Here is a 22866-nt window from a genome sequence, read left to right on the forward strand (position 1 = left end):
GCATATTATCATAGTGCATCATCTCCAAAATATGTTATTCATCACCGAATATCAAGTCTAATGTCCTCAACAATATACATTTAGTCTGATAGTTGTATAAGTCTGAAGACTATTTAAAATATATATATCTATTGACTGAATAAGAATTTACAGCAGGGTACGTCAATTAAGCTATGGTTGAGATCCCCGACTTCTCTGATTAATTATTTTCATGAGAAAATTGATCAAAGAAGTCGGTGATATTGGCAGAGGTTATTATTCACTTTTGCTGCAACTAATGAGAGTTTAATTTATGCCTACAGATCGTAATGTCATAGACATAATAGTTTTTTGAGAATTAGCTTCTGGACAGTTATCACAAGGACATCTTTGAATATAACTACCATCAGGTTGTAATTCCCAAGCATGACGATTATCTGCCAACATAATTCCTAAAATCTCTTGCAAGTCCTTAGCAATATCTTGGTCTTTAATGGGGGTAATGACTTCCACTCGACGATCTAAATTGCGACGCATCCAGTCCGCACTACCAATATATATTTCTTCTTGACTATTGTTGTAGAAGTAAAATATGCGGGAGTGTTCCAAAAAGCGACCAATAATGCTGATGACGCGAATATTTTCGCTCAGGTTTGGCACTCCGGGACGCAAACAACAAATACCGCGAATAATGAGGTCAATTTGTACACCTGCACGAGAAGCTTCGTATAGTGTAGAAATGATTTGTGGATCAACCAGGGCATTCATTTTAGCAACGATGCGACCAGAAAATCCATTGTGGACATTTTCAATTTCGCGCTTAATTAATTCCAGAAAGCGATCGCGCATATTCACAGGTGCTACCATAATTTCTCGATAGGATTTTTGGCGAGAGTAACCTGTTAAGAAATTAAACACATCTGTTAAATCTGCACCTAATTCTTCCCGACAACTAAATAAGCCTAAATCTGTATAGAGTCGTGCAGTTTTTGGGTTGTAATTCCCTGTACCAATGTGTACATAACGGCGCATTCTATCTTTTTCCCGGCGCACTACCAGAACAATTTTGCTATGGGTTTTTAAACCAACTAAACCATAGACAACATGAACACCAACACTTTCTAAACGCCTTGCCCAGTAAATGTTATTCTCTTCATCAAACCGGGCTTTTAATTCGACTAATACAGAAACTTGCTTGCCATTTTCTGCCGCAGCAATTAAAGCATTAACGATGGGTGAGTCCCCAGAAGTCCGGTAAAGAGTCATTTTAATGGCAAGAACATGAGGATCATGGGCAGCGCTAGTAATAAACCGGACTACTGTACCAGAAAAGGATTGATAGGGATGGTGGACGAGTAAATCTTTTTCACGAATGATGGAAAAAAAGTCTCTTCCTTCTTCTAGTTCGGGAACGTCAGCATCAATACAGGGTTCTCTGAGCCGTTGCAAGCGGGAAGGAACAACAGATTGACGGGGGGGATCTTTAAGTTCTGGTAATGGTAATGCCAGAAAATACATTAAATCCCGCAGTGCTAAAAGACCATCAATTTCATAAATATCGCTTTCGGTTAATCCCAAATCTTGTAAGAGCCGGGAACGAATTGATGCGGGGGTTTGGGAGCGAATTTCTAACCTGACGGTATTTCCACCCATGCGGCGTTTGCGAAGTTCCTGTTCAATAGCTAATAACAGGTCATCTGCTTCGTCTTCTTCTAGTTCCAGATCAGCATCACGGGTAATGCGGAAGGGGTGATATTCTTGGATACTCATCCCTGGAAAGAGGGATTCTAAGTTATGAGCGATCGCTTGTTCTAAGGGAACTCCGATCCAATGAGCAGTTTTACCATCTTCCTGAATTCCCAACTCTGGTGGTAAGGGTAAAAATTGTGGCAAGACTTTCGGAACTTTAACTATGGCAAAGGACTCCTCCTCAGTATCGGGATTTTTGACCACCACTGCCAGGTTTAAACTGAGATTAGAAATGTGGGGAAAGGGATGACCAGGATTAACAGCGAGGGGAGTTAGCACCGGAAAAACCTGTTCTTCAAAATAGTTATTTAAGTAATTTCGCTGTCTTTGATTCAGTTGTATGTAATCGAGAATATAGATTCCCTGTTTTACTAACTGTGGTCGCAGAACTTCCTCAAATTCTGCGTTATGTTTTTTGAGTTGGGGAGTCAAATGCAGACGAATATCATCTAGCTGTTTTGCTGGTGTGCGTCCATCTGGCGTTAATAGATTAATACTGGCTTCTACCTGTTGCTTTAAACCTGCTACTCGTACCATAAAGAACTCATCCAGATTGGAACTAAAAATGGCCAAAAATTTCAGCCTTTCCAACAGAGGAGTTCTGGGATCACAAGCCTCATGTAAGACCCGATGATTAAATTCTAGCCAACTTAATTCACGGTTAATATAGTATTGTGGATCACTCAGATTTATGGAATCAGAATTCTTTTTTGGTTTTGCCATGATCACCTAGATTAAGGCAGATATTGCCCATAGAGCATGAATATCAATATCTTAATGGCTGGGGCATAGATTTTAACAATTCTTGGTATAGAAACCTGATTAAGTTGGCGATTTGATATTTTTATGTATAAAAAATATTTTATTCAGATACGAGAGCAAATTTAATTAAGTCTCAACAAATTTGATTGACAATGCGATGGATACTGTGGATGAGTAAGCTGTCGCGCACTTAAATTGTATAATTTGAAGGTGGAAACCCGCCTATAGCCTAGATTGGGTTCAAAAACTAGATGCGTGACAGCTTATAATGATTGCCTCATCTCCAGCAATGCTTATTTGCAAGTTAATATACTTATGGTGGTTAGAAAGTAAGTTCTGAAATCATGATAATTTTTAGAGAAATTCTAGTCATCTACCCTAAATTAAGTAGATATCAAGAAAATTTCTTGCTATTCTTAACGTGATCTTTGTTAGTTAGTACGGAAAAATAACTGTAATGCAACGCATAGCCATTCCATCTAAAATCAAACGTGCAGTTCTTGTAGAAGCAGGACATCGGTGTGCAATCCCCACTTGCCGATCAACAACAACTGAGATAGCCCACATAGTTCCATGGGCGAAAACAAAGGACAATTCGTTTGAGAACTTGATAGCCCTTTGTCCAAACTGCCATACTAGGTATGACCAAAAAAAAGAAATTGATCAAACATCTGTGCAGATGTACAAGCAGAATCTGGGAATCTTGAACAATCGTTACGGTGAAGTTGAACGTCGCCTGTTTGAGGCTCTTGCAAAGTCAGAAGATCGGGTATTTGTATTGGGTGCTGCGGGTGATTTGATGGTCGCAAATGCTGTAAGAGATGGTTTTTTCTTAGATAAACAAATTGATGGGATGTCATATTTGGCTGACAGTCCTTCTGGGATTAGGAAAATGTTTCCACTGACATTTACTTATTGGGTAACAGATAAAGGTGTTGAGTTTATTAAACGCTACGCCAGTGGATTTGATATTTCATAAATTTAGTGGGATAACCTTATAGGTTCAGTTAACACAAGAAGACCTAACATGATTTGTTGGATTGCACTGTCGATCATATAGCGCACATTAAGCAGAGTTACGATATCAAATGAGTAAGATAGGAATAATATTTGATTTGTGAATATTTTCTAGGAGAGAGATCCCTGACTTCTTTTAGAAGTCAGGGATCTAGTAGTCTGTCAAATTATAAATGACTGGTTATTAATTTTATGTCTATTTATCTGTTTCAAGCTACTCGTCGGCGGTTAGCGATTTGGTACACTACTATAACTGCGATTTTACTATTATTATTTGCCAGTGGAGTATATTTGTATGTTCGCAGTACATTAATTGAAAGAATTGACGATACATTGTATCATGTCGTGGAAGTTGTCGAGCGCTCTTTGGTAATTGAACCGATAAACTTTCAACCAAATCAAGTGCGAGTAAATGTAGAAGCTAGTTTTCCTAATAATGCTGAAAATGCCGAAGATGATCGGATTGATTTAGAGTGGTTTAGTCCTAATGGTGAATTATTATGGTCAACTTTTTCACAAATATTAGATATTCCTATTCATACTCATCATACAGGTGAAACTGTACGAATAGAGGGAATGGGAGGATGGGGAGAATCTGCACAGTTATTTAGACAAGTTACAAAAAGGATAGAAAAAGGAAGACAGGTTTTAGGATATTTACGAGTAAGTCATCCTTGGTTTGAGGTAACGAAACCTAGCAGAGAATTAATTTTTGATTTGGCTTTAGGTATCACTCTAATGATCTTGTCAGTAGCCGCTAGTGGTTGGTTTTTATCTGGCAAAGCTATGGAACCAGTTGGAGAATCTTACCAACGCTTAAAACAATTTACTGCTGATGCTTCCCATGAATTAAGAAGTCCGATTGCTTTGATTCAAACTAATGTGCAAATTGCTTTGGCTGATTTGGATGCACGGGAAGAAGAAAAAAATACAGTTCAATATAAACAACAATTAAAAGTAGTTGAACGACTTACTCAACGATTGGGAAAGTTAGTTAATGATTTGCTATTTTTGGCTAGACAAGATAGTGGGATTAATACAGATTTATTTTCATCTTGTCCTCTTGATGCTTTGTTAATGGAAGTTGTAGAAGAACAACAATTTGTAGCTAGAGAAAAACAAATTAATCTGGGTTTGAACTTAGTTGATTCTCCGTTGACGGAAGTTAATCCCGAATTATTAGAAAACTGGTTTACTCTCACGGGAAATTGGGAGCAATTAGTCAGATTATTTACAAATTTGATTGGTAATGCCTTGCAATATACTCCACCCCAGGGAGTAATAAAAGTAGAGTTAGCAAGAATAGAGGGGATAAATCGAGTTACAGGAATGCGTTACACTAATTCTCATTTACAAGTAAAAGTTAGTGATACTGGCTCTGGTATTCCTGCGGACGCGCTGCCAAAATTATTTGACCGCTTTTATCGAGTTGATCCGGCACGAAGTCATAAAGGTGGGAAAACGGCTACAGCCACAACTACTGGTTCAGGATTAGGATTAGCGATCGCTCAAGCCATTATCGAGCATCATCAAGGACAAATTCAAGTAGCCAGCAATCTGGGTGAAGGTACTACTTTCACTGTGATTCTACCCATTTTTGATAAGAGGAGTCAGGAGTCAGGAGTCAGGAGTCAGGAGGAGGAAGAAGAAGAAGAAGAAGAAGAAGGAAGAAGGAAGAAGGAAGAAGGAAGAATAAAATTACTCATTGACAACTGACAACTGACAACTGACAACTGACAACTGACAACTGACAACTGACAACTGACAATTGACCAATCTATCTGATAGCGTGGCGTTAGCGATAAGATTCCAATATTCGGACTAGTAGGTGGTAGTGTGCCAAAATATATTCGGTTGATTTCTCTTTTAGTTGCCTGTAGTGTATGGAGTTTGCCAAAAGCTGCTCATGCTCAAGCATTTATTCCGCATACAGTGCAAGTTGATAATGCTCAATTAGAGAAACAGGGCTTGAATTTAGCCCAGCAAGCGGCTCAATTAGCTCAGTTTCAGCAGGTTGAACCAGCTTTGCTCAGAGCGCAGTTGGCTACGAAATTAGCCCCGCAGAATGACAAAGTATGGTGGCTACTGGGGAGTTTGCATTTACAAAATAAAGAATTTGATCAGGCTGTTACCTCCTTGAGTAAAGCCCAAACCCTCAATCCTAAAAATCCTGAAGTGCAGTTTGCGTTGGGTTCAGCTAAGTTTCAAAAAAAAGATTACCAAGGAGCTATTACCAATTATCAAGCTGGTTTGAAATTAAAACCCAATTATTCTGGAGGGTTGTTTGATTTGGGCAATGCTTACTTTATGTTACAGAAATTCCCAGATGCGATCGCTCAATTCAATTTAGCAGTCAACCAAGATAAAAAGTTTTGGCCAGCAATTAACAATATTGGTTTAATCAAATACGAACAAGGTGATGTCACCGGAGCGATCCAGCAATGGCAAACAGCAGTTAGCATTGATAAAAAAGCCGCAGAACCTTTATTAGCTTTAGCCGTAGCTTCCTATAATCAGGGCGATAAACAAAAAAGTTTACAAATGGGAGTATCCGCGCTCCGCATAGATTCCCGTTATGCTGACTTAGATTTTCTCAAAGAAAACCTGTGGGGCGATCGCTTACTTACAGACACCAAAAAATTCTTAGAATTACCACAAATTAAATCAGCCTCACAGCCCCAGGAGGAAGCACCCTAATAGGGAGTAGGGGGAGTAGAGGGAGTAGGGGGAGTAGGGGGAAAGAATTTGCCAACGGACAACGGACAACGGACAACTGACTATTCTGGTGGTAAAAGAGCCATAATTTTGTCAATAAACAGTTGGTGATCAACCACAGGCTTAGAAATATAAGCATCAGCACCGCTTTGGTTCAAAAAATTCTCCCGATCTCCTTCCATCGCGTGTGCCGTCACTAAAATCACTGGTAAGTTGGCTGTTTGCGGGTTAGACTTTAACATTTGTGTAATTTTGATCCCATCAACAGACTTACCTTGGTATACACTACGTGATAGGGACACATCCATTAAAATCAGGTCAATTTCACGAGCTTGGGCAATTTCCATGACCTCTTCTACATTTTCCGTATGTTTTACCCCCAATCCCCCGCGTTTACTCAGAATTTTAGAAAAAACGCGAGCATTAATTAAATCATCTTCCACAATTAGAACAGTTTTCATGAGACTTTATACTAAATAGGGTTAACACCTGAGCAATCTGTATTGTATTTTTAATAATCTATAAGCTTAGATCACATCAAGGATAATACTACTGCTTTTTATCTTCATGAGTATCAAGATTGTGTGAGTATTTCTATTTAATCCGTTATGCTGTGATTGCGGAGCGTGTCAACTTCTAGCGGCTGTTGTGTAGTCAAAATTCAGGGAAAAACCTCATGGCAAAACAGTTAAACCTTCTCTCCAAGGGACAGGTCATCACCACCGCCCTACACACCGAAATGCAACGGTCATACCTAGAATATGCCATGAGTGTGATTGTGGGGCGAGCCTTACCAGATGTTCGAGATGGGTTAAAACCAGTACATAGGCGGATTCTATATGCCATGCACGAACTCGGTTTAACACCAGATCGACCTTACCGAAAATGCGCTCGTGTAGTGGGAGACGTTCTCGGTAAATATCATCCTCACGGTGATCAATCAGTTTATGATGCCTTAGTTCGGCTAGTCCAAGACTTTTCCAGCCGTTATCCCTTACTGGGAGGACATGGTAACTTTGGTAGCGTTGATAATGACCCACCGGCAGCCATGCGTTACACGGAAACCCGTCTTGCACCGGTGGGACATGAGGGAATGTTGGCGGAAATTGCCGACGAAACTGTGGATTTTACTGGTAATTTCGACAATTCCCAACAAGAACCAACCGTACTCCCGGCTCAATTACCATTTTTGTTACTGAATGGTTGTGCAGGAATCGCCGTAGGGATGGCTACAAATGTCCCCCCCCACAATTTGGGAGAAATCGTTGATGGCTTAATTGCCTTAATTGACAACCCAGAGTTAAGCGATGAAAAATTATTTCAATTAATTCCTGGTCCCGACTTTCCTACTGGTGGGGAAATTGTTGATCATGGCGGCATTAGAGAAGCCTATACCACTGGTAAAGGTAGTATTATCATGCGCGGCATCGTCACAATGGAAGAAATTCCTGCCACCAGGGGAACTAAACGCCGGACAGCATTAATAGTCACTGAACTGCCCTTTCAAGTTAATAAGGCTGGTTGGATTGAAAAAATCGCCGATTTAGTCAACCAAGGTCGTTTACTAGGAATTTCTGACATTCGAGATGAGAGTGACAGAGACGGAATGCGTGTAGTTATTGAACTCAAACGCGATACAAATCCCCAGGAATTGCTCCAGCATTTATATCACCAAACTGCTTTACAAACTAACTTTGGCGCGATTCTGTTAGCTATAGTTGATGGACAACCTCGCCAATTAACCTTACGACAACTATTAGACGAATTTCTCAAGTTCCGAGAACATACTCTCAACCGTCGCTACAGTTACGAATTAGGAAAAGCGGAAAATCGGGTAAATATCCTGGCAGGATTACTGAAAGCTTTAGCAAATTTGGATGATGTTATTGCTATATTACGGCAAGCGCCCGATGGCAGTACCGCCAAGATGACACTTTGTAATCGCCTAGATTTAAGTGATGTCCAAGCAGATGCCATTTTGTCTATGCCCTTACGTCGTCTCACTGGGTTAGAACAGCAAAATTTACAACAGGAATTTGACCAACTTAACCAGGAAATTAGTATATTGCGGACATTACTGGACGATAGACGGGAATTACTCAAAGCCCTGAAAAAAGATTTGCGAACTCTCAAACGGAAGTACAATGATCCGCGACGGACGAAAATAATTCACACTACAGAAAAACCAGTTTCCGAAGAGAAAGGTAAGGCTAAACCAGCAGCAGTAGCCGCAGCAGATAATTCTCCAGCGAAAATTCCCACTCCTAAACCGGAAGCACCGCTAGAGGAAACTATTGTCGAAGTTACTCAACGGGGTTATATACGGCGGATTTCCCCCAACAGTAAAAAAACAAAAGGGGAAAATGGCTTGCTAGATCATGATTTCCTGATCCAAACGGCATTAACTAATACTCACAAAGACCTGTTAATCCTCACTAGCGGTGGTAAAGTCTATCCCATTACGGTGGGAGATATTCCTCTAACTACTGGACGTAGTTCGACTTCGCTCACTACAAGTTCAGCGCGAGGAACGCCATTGATTACGATGCTTACCAGTACCGCTCAAGGTAACACGGAAGGTATCATTACTCGGTTCTTGTTGCCAGAAAAACCCGAAACGTTGGAAATGGTTCTGTTAACGAAGGAAGGACGGATTAAACGCCTATCTTTGTCGGAATTTGTGAATTTCTCACGGCGAGGAATTACAATTTTGAAGCTTAAAGATAAGGACGAATTAGCGTTTACCCAATTCCTCAGCAGCGGAGAACATCTAATTTTGGCGAGTTCTAGCGGTCGTCTATTAAGGTTTCCCGTCAATGATGAACAACTACCGATTATGGGTCGGGCTGCAATGGGGTTACAAGCTTTCCGCCTTTTGAAAAATCAGCAAATGGTTGGTTGTGTCAATGTCAGTAAAAATCACCAATTATTGCTGGTGACGGAAGAAGGATATGGCAAAATTATGCCAGCAAATCAGTTAAGGGCGGCTAGTCGGGGGGATTTAGGGGTACAACTTGTGAAATTTAATAATAAAACGGACAATTTAGCGGCTATGGTAGCAGCAAAACCAGGTTCGGAGGTTGCATTATTGACAAATAAGGAGCGAGTTATCCGCGTATCGGTAGATGCAGTTCCTAATCTCAACAAAGATAGTAAGGGTGAAAGTATTTGTCAACTTAATCGGGATGAGAGGATTATTAGTGTGGTGGAGGTAGAGTAGGGTTTTGACAGTCCCCGGTCTCTAGATATGGGGATTTTTAAGACCAAATCAATCATTTTAACGGCAATGTCAGTAATAATTTTTATTTACTCTCTTCTTCCTTGTTCTTTTAATAATATATCCATCCATTCTCGATCTTCCGCTAACAAGTCTGGTACAGGAGGAATATGATAATCTAAAGTTAAATCAAATGCAGCTTGTTCATATATTTCTAAGAACAAATTCTGTAAATTTAACTCTATTTCCTCCTCTCCTTTTTGTAGAGGTATGGGAAAATTAGGTATAGTTTGTTTGACGGAAAATGCAAATAATTGAGCCGATGGAAACCGATAGGATCTCACAATTAAAATGCGATAATCTGTATCAGAAATCCTGGTAACAATGGGCATTTTTTCCCCAGTTCTAATTAAGTCAATTTCTACTAAGTTAGTATCACTTTGCAATATTTTCTCCCGTTTATCTAAATAGGATTTTCTACCTTCTTTAGTTTTTTTATTAGTGGGAGAAAGTATCTCAATTATAGTTACTACCTTACCTGTAGAAACTTCTCTAATTTCTAAATATCCTTCTTTAATTTCTAAAGGTAATGGTAAGGTTACAGTAATCGCCTTATTTTCTGTTTCTGTGGATAAAGTTGCTATTGCAGTTTTATGAATATTTGGTTTTTGTGCTTGTTTAACTGATAAAATTGCTACATCAGGAATACCAATTAATAAAGAGTCTTCAGTATCAAGTCTATAGGTACGTTTTTCAATAGCTACTCGATATTGAGGACGCAAAGTAGGAGAGATAGCAATAGCGATCGCTGTAATTAATCTATGATGTACTTCTGACCATAAATCAGGATTTTCTAAGTAGGGATTCATCCCTGGGAATGGTGAACTCATAAATTTATCACTACAATATTCTAGGAGTTACCATTTTAGTATAGCATTTATCTGGATTGTGCTTAAGGAGTTCTGGGCATTTGAAAATTATTCAGTTGACAAATAGTATCTGGATTGACTCTATTTTTTACCGCCTCTGTTCTGGCATTAATACAAGCAGTAATGATGTTAGCATTTGCTCTGACTACTTCTCTTTTATTTTCATTGTTTTGTCTAATATTTTCTAAATCACTTTGATTTGTACAGGGATTAGTATTAAATGTAGTTAATAGTTGATAACTATTTTGATCACCATTATTGATATAACCACCTGAAATAGATAAACCACATTGACTACCATAGGAACTATAACCACTAAAGCTAGAACTAAAGGCGGAAACTCCTTGGTTAATAGTATTTGTGTTTAAGTTAGTATTTAAATTAGATGCAGTTCCAGTATTGGGGGTTGATGTAGTGTTTGTGTCAGCAGTAGTTCCTGTTGTATTTTCTCCTCCGGCTGCTAATGATTCTGATGTATTTATGGTAAAAAAAATTATAGAAATGAGGACAAGATACCATTTAAGCACTGTTATCTCCTTAAAAAATTAGGGTCGTATAGACCCTACATTAAATAGATTTAATCAATTTGATTCACAGCATTATTCAGATTGATAATGATGATTATTTTTAATCACTTAATAATTGTCCATTTTTGCAATGAATAATTATCTCTGCAACGTTTCAAACTAATCGGACTAAAATTCCCTCCTGTAGCATCAGCTTCTATACAAAACCCTTTTCCTGACATTTGAAGACGTTGAATTGATCTTTCGTAATCAATCATTTGTCCAGAGTCACCCCATGTACAAACGTATAAAAATGGTTTTGCTCCATCTGTAGTTCCATTAATTGTGTTCCAACAAAGTGATTTATTTTTACCAAAACGGAGAAGCCTATAAGGGTCACGTTCTGGATCAGAATTAAAAGTTTGTTCAGGGTCGTTGCTAATGCAATTGTACTGTGAAATCTGTCTATTTAAATAGTTACCGTATCTATCTGGTCCTGGTACATTCATACATTTTCCTGTACCTACGTTTCGATATATATCTGCTTGAGCAGATTGTGGTAAAATAAACGAAAACACCAAAATCAATAAATACACAAATTTTGATGAATCCAATTTATTAAGCATTGCCGAAATCCGGGTATCGAGTTTTTTGACTCCAAGTTGTGGCATAATAATCACCAGAAATGTTTTTAAGAATCGTCCTAACCCCTTGAAGGTTAGGACTTTTTGTTTCCTTTTTCTATGTATATAGCTTAATGCCTTGTCTTTAATGTGAAGTGGGTTAAAGTGTTGTGTTGGATTAATCTAATAAGTGATATTAGGTAACTTCGAGTGATATTAAGTGACTTTGGGACTCAAAAATGAGATAAACTACATATTAGATTACCCAGTGTGAAATCAGACATGAATGTAGAAGACGCTATGAATTTTGCAAATACGTTAGTTCATCAGCAAACAGGACAATATTTAAACGCGATTCAAACTATTATTATTCGTCAATTATGGTCAGATCCTAGATTGAATTACATCAAGATTGCATCAGATAATGAATATAGTCATGAATATATCAAACAGGTAGGAAAAGAATTATGGCACACTCTGACCACTTCATTAAGAGAACCAGTCAGCAAAGCGAATTTTAAGGTAGTTTTCGAGAGCAGATGGAATTTACAATCACCCCCACCTATCATTGACAATCCTGAATATGATCCTAATTTCGTAGGTCGGAAAATTTCAATTTCCCACATTGACAGCCTCATCAATGAAGGTGCAAAAATCATCCAAATTATTGCACCTGGAGGAACTGGAAAAACTATTTTAGCCCAGAAATATTTCCAAAATAAGTTTAAAATAGTCATAGAATTTACTATTGCCAAAGAAACAAAAGATATTGCCTCTGTACAGAGTTTATTAGCAGGAAAACTGCGTGAATTAGATTTAGAACCCGGACCGGAGCTTATGGTATCTTTAGACCGATTAAAGCAGAAACTCCAAACAGAGGAAATAGGGATTTTCATAGATAACCTCGAACCTGCTTTAGATGCTTCTGGACAGTTTATTGAACAGCATCGTAGTTATGTGGAGTTATTGCGAGTTTTAACCGATTCCAGCGTTAAATCATTTACTTTAATTACCAGTCGTGAAAAATTGCATGAAGCAAGTATTGAAATTGAAACTTATAGGCTACCTGGTTTAACTTTAGAAGCATGGAAAAAATATTTTAATAATCAGAAAATAATAATAAATACTGATGCTGACAAGAAATCTCTGCAAGAAATTCGTGATGCTTTTGGTGGTAATGCTAAAGCAATGGATGTTATTAGTAAAGTAATCATACAAGATTATGATGTTAATTTAGAAAAATATTGGCTCAAAAATAAGGAATATTTGCTCATTGAACCTACATTAGAAAATTTAATTAAAGAACAGTTTAAGCGACTTCAATCAATTGATCTTAATGATGCTTATAATTTACTCTGTCGCATGGGATGTTATCGTTATCAAGATGTGCCAACTGTACCAGAGAAAGGTTTATTTTGTTTACTTTGGGATGTAGGATACAATAAGCATCAAAGAATTATTAGAGTTTTAAAAGAACGCGGTTTAGTTGAATTTAAGCATAATCAATATTGGTTACATCCAGTTATTCGGGAAGAAGCAATAGATAAATTGAGAAATAGTCAAGATTGGGAAAAAGCAAATATACAAACCGCAGAGTTTTGGACTGAAAGTGTTAAAAGTGTTGAAACTGTTAAAGATGCTTTAACTGCTTTTGAAAGTTATTACCATTATTTGAATATTGAAAATTATGATAAAGCTGGTTATGTTATTGCGAAAAAACTAAGTAATAGAATAGAACAGAATGTTCCTCTTGGAGTTGAATTTTATAGATTTGGATTATTAGAAGAAATGAAGGCTGCAATTAATATTATTATAGATAAAGTAAAAACTAGTTATACATTATCTCGTCTACATAATATAGTGGGTGATTTATATTGGATGACGGGAGAATTATCTAAAGCAATTAAACATCACCAAAAATGTCAAGAAATAGCAATACAATTGATTTTAGATAAAAAGGACAATAATCATATTAATTATATCCATAATTTGAATGTTGCTTCTTCATTTAATATGGGTCTTTGCTACATAGATTTATGGGATTTTACAAAAGCAGCAAATTGTGTTAACAAAAGTATTTGTCTTTATGAGGAATTAAAATCTGAACAGCGTTATCTTGAAAACTCTATTTTTATTTTGGCTTATATTCATTCTCAAATAAATTCTCAAGAAGAATCATTAAATTTATTGAATCAATGCAACTTTGAATTTGATTCGTATCAACGATCTGTATGGGGTGTAGGTTATTCATATATTTTTTATGCTCTTACTTGTAAAAATCTCAAAAAAATCAATGATAGTTTTGAAAGTTATCAACAAGCGATCAACTTTGCAGAAGAAGTTAATTATCCTCAAGTAAAAGGAAAAGCATTAACAGGATTAGCTGAACTTTACCGCATCCAAAATGATTTTAAAACAGCCCTTACCCATCATCAAGAATCAATTGAAATCTTAAATAAAATCAGTGCAAAATGTGATCTAGCAGAAGCCTACTTTCAACAAGCATTAACCCATCAAAAAATAGGAGATAACGTCAACAGTGAAGAATATTTTCACAAAGCCATGTATCTTTGGAGTCCCCAACAAATAGACGCACCCAAGCAAATCGAAAGAGTATTAAAAGCCATGAATAGTGAACCTTGAAATAAATTTCTGGCTAGTAACTATAATTGAGATATTATTAAGTTATAATTCAAAGCAGATACAAAGGGTACTATGATTATGGATAGACTAGAGTTTCCAGTAGAATATAGCTTTGATAGTGATAGCAATATGGTAATTGCTACCATACCCCAACTCAATTATATTTCTTCCTTTGGTCAAGATTTTTCTGAAGCAGAAAAAAATGTTACTGAAGCAGTATTAGCTTATTTAGAAACATTAGAAAAACGGGGTTTACCTATTCCCAGAATTGAGAAAAATTCGGGAACATTTCTAATTATCGAGTTAGTTTCATGAGCGATAAATTATCTGCTATTACTCCTAAAAAAGCATTACGCAAATTAAAAAAAGCAGGATTTATAGAAAATCATCAAAAAGGTAGTCATTTAGTTTTAGAACATTCCGATGGTAGAATGGTTGTATTACCAATGCACAGTAAAGATATTCCGATTGGCACATTATACGCTATTGTAATTCATCAAGCTAAATTAAGTTTAGAAGAATGGAAAAATCTCTAAAAATGAGAGATAAAGCAATGTATCTTTATTATTTCTTACTCATAACTTGCTAATAAGTGAAAATAATCCGTTCTTTACTCCCAACTCATCACTATGACACAGGACCACGACCACCATCATCACCACGAACATGGACACCATCACAGTCACGCCCCAGCCACATTTAGCCGGGCTTTTGCCATTGGAACAGCGCTGAATGTAGGATTTGTGATTATTGAAGCCACTTATGGCTACTTAGCACACTCCTTGGCTTTGTTTGCTGACGCGGGTCATAACCTAAGTGATGTCTTGGGACTCCTCCTAGCGTGGGGTGCAAGTTCCCTCTCCCGTCGTCCTCCCAGCCACCGCTATACCTATGGATTGCGTGCTTCTTCGATTTTAGCTGCTTTAATCAATGCTGTGGTCTTGCTTTTGTCTATGGGTGCGATCGCTTGGGAAGCCATTCGCCGCTTTAATGATTCTGGTCCAGTATCGGGAGAAACTATTATTGGTGTTGCCCTGGTCGGCATTATCATTAATACTGCTACTGCACTCATGTTTATGTCAGGACGCAAAAGCGATTTAAACATTCGGGGAGCATTTTTACACATGGCTGCTGATGCCTTGGTATCCTTGGGAGTTGTGGTAGCTGGAATTGCGATTTTATTTACCCATTGGCTGTGGCTTGACCCCTTAGTTAGCTTAGTGCTGGTGGCTGTTGTCGTGGTTGGGACGTGGCATTTACTTAGAGACTCCGTAAATTTGGCACTTGATGGCGTACCAGCAGGAATTGAACTCCGTGCCGTGAAAAATTACTTAATTGAATGTCCTGGGGTGTTGAAAATTCATGATCTTCACATTTGGGCTATGAGTACGACAGAAACCGCACTCACAGTTCATTTAGTCATGCCAGAAGGCTATCCTGGTGATGCTTTTTTATGGGAAGTTTCTCAGGAACTGGAACACCATTTCGGGATTCAACACTCTACTATTCAGGTAGAAACGGGGGATTCGGCGTATCCCTGTGCTTTAGAACCAGACCACGTGGTTTAAGCATAAGATCCTGATCTACACATAGTTGCAAAAAAAAATATAAATAAATGTTATTTTTTTCAGAAAAATGTTATATTTATTTACATAAGACAACAAAGCTTAGTAAATCCTAATTGGAGTGCTGATCATGACTAATGCAACAAAAACAGCTAAAGCACCTGTAGCTACAGATCGCAACGCTTGGCAATGGGGTTTTACACCGGGAGCAGAAATCTGGAACGGTCGTTTAGCAATGATTGGTTTTTCAGCAGCAGCTTTGATTGAACTATTTTCTGGTCAAGGCTTTCTCCACTTCTGGGGTATTCTGTAATTTCTCCATAACATAATTTTTGAGTAATCAAAAGCCTGGTAGTTGATAATAACTGCCAGGTTATTTATTTGTGAATATTAAGATGCCTAACTTGTGTATCGGCTCAAGTTCATCTTGTTACTTTTCAAGAAAAAAGAGAATTTTATAATTTAACATCAGAAATGAAATACATTCTTCTATTCCTCCCGGAAGCTTGCCGTAATTACTACAGATATATAAGTTGATTTATCAATATTATCAATATTTTAATTAGACCATTTGGTTCATTAATAAAATTAATGTTCTGAAATTTTCATGGCCTTTTTAACTTTATTTTTAGATAAACATAAGTTACAATTATGTATTGATATTATCAGCATATAATTATATTATTAAAATTCTCTACCAAACCACTCTTGTATTTATTGCTCCTTATTGAGAATATATCTAATAAATTTTTCTATCCAAAATCTATTTTTTTAAGTTAAAGGTAATTTTTTACTCCTTTTTTATTAATTAATTTCCGTAATAAACGATTGTGACAGTTAAGGGTGCGGAATGTGGGTTACAACTAAGTAAATTTGAAAACCCTATTTCCAGAGAAAAATTAAGACAAAGTTTAAATTTACCCTCAGTTGATTTTAATAATGGTTTACAATCCTTAAAACAACGGTATTTAGTAACCAAAATCAAAGAATATAAAATTCTGTTTAAATTATCTCCAGTTTTTCAAGAATATGTGAGAACTTGTTGTTAATATAAAAAGCATTACAAAATCTATTAATTTATCCGCGTTTATCCGCGTTCATCTGCGGTCAATTATTCTTAGAATCTTATTCTATGCACCTTCATTATAACTGTTGGGTTTTGTTACCTCAACCCAACCTACAACTAAATTTCTCTTCACCAATCACTCATTATCGAATAAGCTGCATTGCTGAATTAAAAAACTGCCGACATAAACCTTTGGTAATTAAAATAGTTGTTAATAAGTTTGTGACAGCTACCATAAAAATAATTAAAATCTCATAGGACACAGCTTCCAGCGGTGTGATACCGGCTAATAATTGTCCATTGGTAAAGGTTGGTATTGTTACCATACCAATCAACATCATTTGATTCAAAGTCGGCATAAGTGCGGCGCGAATCGCCTCTTTGCGGTAGGGCTTAATCGCCTGTTCAGCAGTTGCACCTAAACTTAAATGAGTTTCTATTTCCGTGGGAAATTGGTTGATACTACTAACTAGACGTTCTCCGGCTATTGCGGCTGCATTCATGGCATTACCCAGCAAGATGCCAGCTAAGGGAATGATATAACGTGGTTCATACCATCTTTCTGGTTGAATAATTAAAAAATTGGTATAAAGCAATGTTAAGGACGTGCTGACAAAAATCGCACTTCCAGCTAAAGGTAAAACTTGCGGAATTTTTTGACTGATGCGGTTGCGAGTAATAATTACAGTAATTGTCAAAATTATTGCTAAAATTCCCAGTACCGCCCAAACATTGTTAACGGCAAAAATGAAGTCAAAAGTGTATCCTAATACAAGTAGTTGGAGGATAGTTCTACCAGTAGCTACGCTTAAATTTAATTCTAGTCCTAATTGCTCCCACGCCGATATCCCAATGGCGATCGCCATTAACCCTATAGCTAACGCCAAATCTACCATATCCAGTTTGATTAGCTCTGGCATAGTTTCTCTACCTCTTAACAATTAAAAACTTTACGTATTACAGGGAATAGGGAACAGGGAAATCTTTTTAATTCTTCCTTCTTTATCCTGACAACTGACAACTGTACGGGCGAAGCATTTGGAGAACTATTTTTGGCAATGACCGATAATTTATCTTCCAAATGCTTCGCCCCTACTGACAACTGTACGGGCGAAGCATTTGGAGAACTATTTTTGGCAATGACCGATAATTTATCTTCCAAATGCTTCGCCCCTACTGACAACTGTACGGGCGAAGCATTTGGAGAACTATTTTTGGCAATGACCGATAATTTATCTTCCAAATGCTTCGCCCCTACTGACAACTGTACGGGCGAAGCATTTGGAGAGCTATTTTTGGCAATGACCGATAATTTATCTTCCAAATGCTTCGCCCCTACTGACAACTGTACGGGCGAAGCATTTGGAGAACTATTTTTGGCAATGACCGATAATTTACCTTCCAAATGCTTCGCCCCTACTGACAACTGACAACTGACAACTGACAAATAAAACCTCATGATTAAAAGTGTAAATTCGATTCCGGCCTTTGATATTAAACAACAATATGCCACCATTGAAACTGAGGTAAGTGCTGCTGTCTTGGCGGTTCTGGCTTCTGGGCGTTATATTGGTGGTCCAGCAATTACAGATTTTGAACAACAGTTTGCAGCTTATCATGGCGTAAGCGAATGCGTAGCTTGTAACTCTGGTACTGATGCCCTATTTTTAGCATTACGCGCTTTAAGAATTGGGGCAGGTGATGAAGTTATTACTACACCCTTTACTTTTTTTGCGACAACAGAAGTTATCAGTGCCGTTGGAGCAATACCAGTATTTGTAGATATTGATGCGACTACGTTTAATTTAGATGTAGAAAAAGTAGCAGCAGCGATTACAGCAAAAACCAAGGCAATTATGCCAGTGCATTTATTTGGACTCCCTGTGGATATGACAGGATTAATGGAGATTGCCAAAGCTCATAATTTAGCAGTAATTGAAGATTGCGCTCAAGCTACCGGTGCAAGTTGGGAAAATCAAAAAGTTGGGAGTATTGGACATATTGGTTGCTTTAGTTTCTACCCTACCAAAAATCTCGGTGGTTGCGGTGATGGTGGGGCAATTACCACAAATGATCCAGCGATCGCTACACAATTACGAGTTTTGCGAGAACATGGTAGTAAAGTAAGATATATTCATGAAGAAATCGGTGTCAATAGTCGTTTAGATGCTATTCAAGCCGTAATTCTGCAAATTAAACTCCGCTATCTCGATCTTTGGAATAACAGACGCAAGCAAATCGCTGATTATTATTACCAACACCTCAGTCAACTTTCTGATATCATTGTCCCCCAGGAATTTACCTCCGGAGTTGGTGTTTGGAATCAATACACCATTCGCATCTCTGGAGAAAGACGTAATGGTGCAAGTGGTAAATATCGAGATTCCGTAAAAAACCAAATGCAGGAACAGGGTGTTAATTCCATGATTTACTATCCCTTACCTTTGCATTTGCAACCAGTATATAAAAATTTAGGTTATCAACCAGGACAATTGCCAGTATCAGAACAAGCAAGTCAAGAAGTTTTATCTTTACCCATGTTCCCAGAATTGGAGCAAGAACAACAAGATAAAGTCATTGATACTTTGAAAAATTGTTTATCTTGAATTGTTCAGAGATCAGGGGTGCAGGGGTCAAGGGGCAGGGAGAATGTTGATCTTACCTCTTACCTCTTACCTGTGCCCTGTTCCCTGTTCCCTGTTCCCTCTTACGCAAATGTGCGAGTATTTGCAGTCGCTAAAGCTTCTACTAAACTCCGCACGGCAGCAATCATAGCGATTTCGCTGTTGAGTTGGTTGATAGCCGAACCGACACCAACACCAGATGCACCAGCAGCGATCGCTAAAGGTGCAGTAACATTAGAAATACCAGAAGCACACAGTACAGGCACAGAAACCGCACGGGCAATTTCATAAGCTGCGGCTAAAGTAGGAGCAGCCTTTTCAATTAAACCCAAAGTACCAGGGTGAATAGGATTGCTGCTAGTACCACCTTCAGTTTGAATAATATCAGCACCCGCTTTCACCAAATCTTCAGCCAGTTGTACCTGTTGGTCTAAGGTGAGAATATGGGGAACAGTCACAGATAGGGTAATTTCTGGCAGCAAGGCACGGGTTTGGCGAGTTAGTTCCAAAACCTCAGCAGCTTCAAATCTGCGTCCTTGGGCGTAGAAAGAATCGAAATTACCAATTTCAATCAAATCCGCACCAGCAGCCACAGCAGTGACAAACTTCTCTGGTTCAACCGCAGATACACAAATAGGTAACTTAGTCAAGGTTTTCGCCAATCTTACCAAATCCACATCAGCAGCAATATCCACAAAAGTCGCACCACCCAAATCAGCCGCTTTTACAGTTGCAGCCACACTAGCAGCATTGAAATTATTCAAACCGCTAATTACCTTTAGTACAGGATGAGCAAATGCCCGGTTGAGGTTAGGATACATAGTCATAATTTTTTTTTGCAGCTTATTTCAGTAGGAATATTTTTACACTAAATATAGCAATATTTAATTTTGAAAAAAATTCAGTCCACTTCACTCCAGTAATTTCCTCAATTAAATAGTAGTGAAGTGTCTGTAATTATGGATACTACTGGTAGATGTGTTTTTAATGACCTGACACCAATAACTTATATTTTGCTTGTACTTAGAATTAAATAAAACTGCGATATTTACTTATCTTAACCAGCAACTTTTTCCTCAAGGGGCTTAAAAGTCTTTTTCGTCGCACCGCAAATAGGACAATTCCAATCATCAGGAATATCTGCAAACGCTGTACCTGGTGCAATTCCCGAATCAGGATCACCAGTAACCGGATCGTAAATCATACTGCATTGTCTACAAATCCATTTTTGCGTTTGCGGATCTTCACTGACAACTCTGGTGACAGCTTCTCCACCGTTTAATACTTCTAAGGCTTCAGTGTAGCGATCTGCGTGATGATTTTCAATGAATTTAAGTAATCCAAAACGATGGGCTGCGGTGCGAAATGTGTTAGCATGATCACTAGATTCTTGAGCTTGTTGGAGAAATTCTGCCGCTGCGGGATGATCTCGATCAGTTTGGGCAGCAGCAGCGAATTCAGGATACATTGTTGTATATTCATAGGTTTCACCTGCGATCGCTAAAGACAAACAACGAGAGATAATTTCCCGTTTTTGTGCATCAGTTAAAACCGCTGCGTCTTTAACTACAAGTTCTGGATGTAATAATTCAAAATGTGCAAAAGCGTGTTCAGTTTCTTGATCTGCTGTTTCTTTAAAAAGTTTCGCTAAATCAGAAAAACCCAGTTTACGTGCTACTGCTGCAAAAAATAGGTATTTACGATTTGCCATTGATTCCCCACCAAAGGCTGATTCTAAATTTTGTAGTGTAGTAAAATTGGACAAATCCATAATTGGTGAATCTCTATGAGAGGTTATTGCATTATATTAAAACATATACTTTAAAATTTGGTTAAAATGATTACTAACGAATTACCAAAATGCGTCGAGATTATTGCCAAACAACGGCAGTTTTTCCAAACTGGTAAAACGAAAAATGTTACTTTTCGGATTGGACAACTCAAAATCCTCAAACAATTAGTAATTGAGAATAAAACAGCAATTATTCAAGCATTAAAAGCCGATTTACGTAAACCAGAATTTGAGAGTTACGCTACAGAAATCGGTGTGAATAAAGAAATTGATTATGCTCTCAAACATATTAATACTTGGACAAAACCCAAAAAAGCAGCCGTTCCTTTAGACTTATTTCCATACTCGGCTAAAATATATCCAGAACCGTTAGGAGTAATTTTAATTATTAGTCCTTGGAATTATCCCTTTCAGTTAATTATCTCACCTTTGGTTGGGGCGATTGCTTCGGGAAATTGTACCATCATTAAACCTTCAGAACTTGCGCCTCATACTTCCAATTTAATCACAGAACTTATTCATAAATACTTTGATCCAGAATATATTACAGTTGTCCCTGGAGCAGTCGAAACTAGTCAACAGTTACTAGCAGAAAAATTTGATCACATCTTATTTACGGGTGGGACAGCCATTGGTAAAATTGTCATGGAAGCTGCTGCAAAACATCTCACTCCAGTGACTTTGGAATTGGGGGGAAAAAGTCCTTGTATCATTGATACAGATATCAATCTAGAACATACCGCCAAACGCATTATTTGGGGTAAATTTATTAATGCTGGACAAACTTGTATTGCCCCGGATTATTTGTTGGTAGATGCTAAAATTAAACCAAATTTAGTTAATGCTTTGCAAAAATGTCTCAAAGAATTTTATGGTGAAAATCCTGCTAAAAGTCCTGATTATGCCAGAATTATTCATCAAAAACATTTTGACAGATTAGCTAATTTACTCAAATGTGGTAAAGTGATTATTGGTGGTGAAACTAACCGTGAAGAACTTTATATTGCTCCTACTTTATTAGAAAATGTTTCTTTAGAAGATGCAGTTATGCAAGAGGAGATTTTCGGGCCAATTTTACCAATCATTGAATATACAGATATCAATGAAGCTATTACCTTAATTAACTCTAGACCAAAACCCCTGGCTTTATATTTATTTTCCCAAAACAAAAACCTGCAAAACCGCATTTTACAGGAAACATCATCTGGGGGAGTATGTATTAATGACACAGTAATGCAGGTTGCTGTTTCTTCTTTACCATTTGGGGGTGTGGGTGATAGTGGGATGGGTAGCTATCACGGTAAAGCTGGTTTCGACACTTTTTCTCATGACAAAAGTGTCTTGCAAAACTCATTTCGTTTAGATATAAATTGGCGATACGCACCCTATCAAGGTAAATTATCGCTATTGAAAAAAATTATTGGCATTTAAAATTCCAGGAATCACAGAGTCAGAATTTAACTTGAGGATTTTCTAGGAATCCCAATCTATACTTCAATACCTTAGCCAAATTGAAAAAAGCCTTGATTCGTAGGTATTGATACAAAAAATGGCTTAATTGTTTGATTCTCCAGGTAGGGGTAAAGCGCAGTGCTAAACCCTTACACATTTAGGTTTTTAGTAATCTTGTAAAAATTCAAATCTCAGCCGTCACGAGTATAAATTTATTCTAACTCCTG

General features: G+C 37.6%; 21 protein-coding genes. 12 read left to right on the top strand and 9 right to left on the bottom strand.

The genetic code is table 11. The features are described 5' to 3' along the window. Positions 1 to 285 precede the first annotated feature (285 nt). Complete coding sequence (gene ppk1 / locus ANA_RS00305) at positions 286 to 2451, bottom strand: polyphosphate kinase 1 (protein ID WP_015078037.1); 2166 nt, start codon at positions 2449 to 2451, stop codon at positions 286 to 288. A gap of 496 nt (positions 2452 to 2947) precedes the next feature. On the opposite strand from ppk1, the gene ANA_RS23375 reads away from it, so the two are divergent. The 3 genes from ANA_RS23375 (at position 2948) to ANA_RS00320 (ending at position 6204) form a co-directional block, all read left to right on the top strand. Then, positions 2948 to 3469: an HNH endonuclease gene (locus ANA_RS23375; protein ID WP_051155158.1), complete on the top strand. Its 522-nt coding sequence runs from the start codon at positions 2948 to 2950 to the stop codon at positions 3467 to 3469. A 242-nt stretch (positions 3470 to 3711) separates the two neighbouring features. Then, on the top strand, positions 3712 to 5223 hold the full coding sequence (locus ANA_RS00315; RefSeq protein WP_083881490.1) for a sensor histidine kinase: 1512 nt from the start codon (positions 3712 to 3714) through the stop codon (positions 5221 to 5223). Positions 5224 to 5343: 120 nt separating this feature from the next. After that, complete coding sequence (locus tag ANA_RS00320; RefSeq protein WP_015078040.1) at positions 5344 to 6204, top strand: tetratricopeptide repeat protein; 861 nt, start codon at positions 5344 to 5346, stop codon at positions 6202 to 6204. 80 nt (positions 6205 to 6284) lie between these two features. On the opposite strand, the gene ANA_RS00325 is transcribed toward ANA_RS00320, so the two are convergent. Then, positions 6285 to 6683 (bottom strand): response regulator, encoded by a 399-nt coding sequence (locus ANA_RS00325; RefSeq protein ID WP_015078041.1) that lies wholly within the window; start codon positions 6681 to 6683, stop codon positions 6285 to 6287. Positions 6684 to 6898: 215 nt separating this feature from the next. On the opposite strand from ANA_RS00325, the gene ANA_RS00330 reads away from it, so the two are divergent. Next, positions 6899 to 9442, top strand: a complete 2544-nt coding sequence (locus ANA_RS00330; protein ID WP_015078042.1) for a DNA gyrase/topoisomerase IV subunit A — start codon at positions 6899 to 6901, stop codon at positions 9440 to 9442. An 86-nt stretch (positions 9443 to 9528) separates the two neighbouring features. Here ANA_RS00330 and ANA_RS00335 read toward each other — a convergent pair whose 3' ends face one another. The 3 genes from ANA_RS00335 to ANA_RS00345 form a co-directional block, all read right to left on the bottom strand. Next, positions 9529 to 10329, bottom strand: coding sequence for a DUF4058 family protein (locus ANA_RS00335; protein WP_015078043.1), 801 nt, complete (start codon positions 10327 to 10329; stop codon positions 9529 to 9531). 62 nt (positions 10330 to 10391) lie between these two features. Continuing rightward, positions 10392 to 10895 carry a hypothetical protein gene (locus ANA_RS00340; RefSeq protein WP_235081906.1) on the bottom strand — a complete coding sequence of 168 codons (504 nt, stop codon included), beginning with the start codon at positions 10893 to 10895 and terminating at the stop codon, positions 10392 to 10394. 104 nt (positions 10896 to 10999) lie between these two features. Beyond that, entirely contained in the window at positions 11000 to 11545 is a 546-nt protein-coding gene (locus ANA_RS00345; RefSeq protein ID WP_041457477.1) for an RICIN domain-containing protein, read from the bottom strand. 234 nt (positions 11546 to 11779) lie between these two features. Here ANA_RS00345 and ANA_RS00350 point away from each other — a divergent pair, with 234 nt between their 5' ends. From ANA_RS00350 to ANA_RS00375, 6 genes are all read left to right on the top strand, one after another. After that, positions 11780 to 14140, top strand: a complete 2361-nt coding sequence (locus ANA_RS00350) for a tetratricopeptide repeat protein (RefSeq protein ID WP_015078046.1) — start codon at positions 11780 to 11782, stop codon at positions 14138 to 14140. Positions 14141 to 14218: 78 nt separating this feature from the next. Further along, positions 14219 to 14455, top strand: coding sequence for a type II toxin-antitoxin system HicB family antitoxin (locus ANA_RS00355; RefSeq protein WP_015078047.1), 237 nt, complete (start codon positions 14219 to 14221; stop codon positions 14453 to 14455). After that, the gene (locus ANA_RS00360) at positions 14452 to 14676 is read left to right on the top strand and encodes a type II toxin-antitoxin system HicA family toxin (RefSeq protein WP_015078048.1); all 225 of its coding nucleotides are present in this window, start codon (positions 14452 to 14454) and stop codon (positions 14674 to 14676) included. The genes ANA_RS00355 and ANA_RS00360 overlap by 4 nt, the downstream gene beginning before the upstream one ends. Positions 14677 to 14769: 93 nt before the next feature. Further along, the gene (locus ANA_RS00365) at positions 14770 to 15708 is read left to right on the top strand and encodes a cation diffusion facilitator family transporter (protein WP_015078049.1); all 939 of its coding nucleotides are present in this window, start codon (positions 14770 to 14772) and stop codon (positions 15706 to 15708) included. Positions 15709 to 15835: 127 nt separating this feature from the next. Beyond that, positions 15836 to 16018 carry a chlorophyll a/b-binding protein gene (locus tag ANA_RS00370; RefSeq protein WP_015078050.1) on the top strand — a complete coding sequence of 61 codons (183 nt, stop codon included), beginning with the start codon at positions 15836 to 15838 and terminating at the stop codon, positions 16016 to 16018. Positions 16019 to 16535: 517 nt separating this feature from the next. Then, positions 16536 to 16754 (top strand): hypothetical protein, encoded by a 219-nt coding sequence (locus ANA_RS00375; RefSeq protein ID WP_015078051.1) that lies wholly within the window; start codon positions 16536 to 16538, stop codon positions 16752 to 16754. Positions 16755 to 16914: 160 nt separating this feature from the next. Here ANA_RS00375 and fetB read toward each other — a convergent pair whose 3' ends face one another. Further along, on the bottom strand, positions 16915 to 17691 hold the full coding sequence (fetB, locus tag ANA_RS00380) for an ABC transporter permease (protein WP_015078052.1): 777 nt from the start codon (positions 17689 to 17691) through the stop codon (positions 16915 to 16917). Between the two features lie 14 nt (positions 17692 to 17705). Further along, complete coding sequence (locus tag ANA_RS00385; protein WP_235081907.1) at positions 17706 to 18197, bottom strand: hypothetical protein; 492 nt, start codon at positions 18195 to 18197, stop codon at positions 17706 to 17708. A 31-nt stretch (positions 18198 to 18228) separates the two neighbouring features. Between ANA_RS00385 and ANA_RS00390 the strand changes: the two genes are divergently transcribed. Then, positions 18229 to 19377 carry a DegT/DnrJ/EryC1/StrS family aminotransferase gene (locus ANA_RS00390; protein WP_015078054.1) on the top strand — a complete coding sequence of 383 codons (1149 nt, stop codon included), beginning with the start codon at positions 18229 to 18231 and terminating at the stop codon, positions 19375 to 19377. 101 nt (positions 19378 to 19478) lie between these two features. Here the strand turns inward: ANA_RS00390 and ANA_RS00395 are convergent, their stop codons facing one another. Together ANA_RS00395 and ANA_RS28410 are read right to left on the bottom strand one after the other, a co-directional pair. After that, positions 19479 to 20222, bottom strand: coding sequence for a DUF561 domain-containing protein (locus ANA_RS00395; protein WP_015078055.1), 744 nt, complete (start codon positions 20220 to 20222; stop codon positions 19479 to 19481). A gap of 230 nt (positions 20223 to 20452) precedes the next feature. Then, entirely contained in the window at positions 20453 to 21166 is a 714-nt protein-coding gene (locus ANA_RS28410) for a rubrerythrin family protein (protein WP_015078056.1), read from the bottom strand. Positions 21167 to 21232: 66 nt separating this feature from the next. Between ANA_RS28410 and ANA_RS00405 the strand changes: the two genes are divergently transcribed. Continuing rightward, positions 21233 to 22618 carry an aldehyde dehydrogenase gene (locus ANA_RS00405; protein WP_015078057.1) on the top strand — a complete coding sequence of 462 codons (1386 nt, stop codon included), beginning with the start codon at positions 21233 to 21235 and terminating at the stop codon, positions 22616 to 22618. The last annotated feature ends 248 nt before the right edge of the window (positions 22619 to 22866 follow it).

The sequence above is a fragment of the Anabaena sp. 90 genome (assembly GCF_000312705.1).
In the GTDB taxonomy this organism is placed as follows: Bacteria; Cyanobacteriota; Cyanobacteriia; order Cyanobacteriales; family Nostocaceae; genus Dolichospermum; species Dolichospermum lemmermannii.

Bases quoted from the DNA above. Each gene is read 5' to 3' on its own strand.
- ppk1 (WP_015078037.1), bottom strand. From the start codon at position 2,451: ATGGCAAAACCAAAAAAGAATTCTGATTCCATAAATCTGAGTGATCCA.
- ANA_RS23375 (WP_051155158.1), top strand. From the start codon at position 2,948: ATGCAACGCATAGCCATTCCATCTAAAATCAAACGTGCAGTTCTTGTA.
- ANA_RS00325 (WP_015078041.1), bottom strand. From the start codon at position 6,683: ATGAAAACTGTTCTAATTGTGGAAGATGATTTAATTAATGCTCGCGTT.
- ANA_RS00330 (WP_015078042.1), top strand. From the start codon at position 6,899: ATGGCAAAACAGTTAAACCTTCTCTCCAAGGGACAGGTCATCACCACC.
- ANA_RS00335 (WP_015078043.1), bottom strand. From the start codon at position 10,329: ATGAGTTCACCATTCCCAGGGATGAATCCCTACTTAGAAAATCCTGAT.
- ANA_RS00345 (WP_041457477.1), bottom strand. From the start codon at position 11,545: ATGCCACAACTTGGAGTCAAAAAACTCGATACCCGGATTTCGGCAATG.
- ANA_RS00350 (WP_015078046.1), top strand. From the start codon at position 11,780: ATGAATGTAGAAGACGCTATGAATTTTGCAAATACGTTAGTTCATCAG.
- ANA_RS00355 (WP_015078047.1), top strand. From the start codon at position 14,219: ATGGATAGACTAGAGTTTCCAGTAGAATATAGCTTTGATAGTGATAGC.
- ANA_RS00360 (WP_015078048.1), top strand. From the start codon at position 14,452: ATGAGCGATAAATTATCTGCTATTACTCCTAAAAAAGCATTACGCAAA.
- ANA_RS00365 (WP_015078049.1), top strand. From the start codon at position 14,770: ATGACACAGGACCACGACCACCATCATCACCACGAACATGGACACCAT.
- ANA_RS00370 (WP_015078050.1), top strand. From the start codon at position 15,836: ATGACTAATGCAACAAAAACAGCTAAAGCACCTGTAGCTACAGATCGC.
- fetB (WP_015078052.1), bottom strand. From the start codon at position 17,691: ATGCCAGAGCTAATCAAACTGGATATGGTAGATTTGGCGTTAGCTATA.
- ANA_RS00390 (WP_015078054.1), top strand. From the start codon at position 18,229: ATGATTAAAAGTGTAAATTCGATTCCGGCCTTTGATATTAAACAACAA.
- ANA_RS00395 (WP_015078055.1), bottom strand. From the start codon at position 20,222: ATGACTATGTATCCTAACCTCAACCGGGCATTTGCTCATCCTGTACTA.
- ANA_RS28410 (WP_015078056.1), bottom strand. From the start codon at position 21,166: ATGGATTTGTCCAATTTTACTACACTACAAAATTTAGAATCAGCCTTT.
- ANA_RS00405 (WP_015078057.1), top strand. From the start codon at position 21,233: ATGATTACTAACGAATTACCAAAATGCGTCGAGATTATTGCCAAACAA.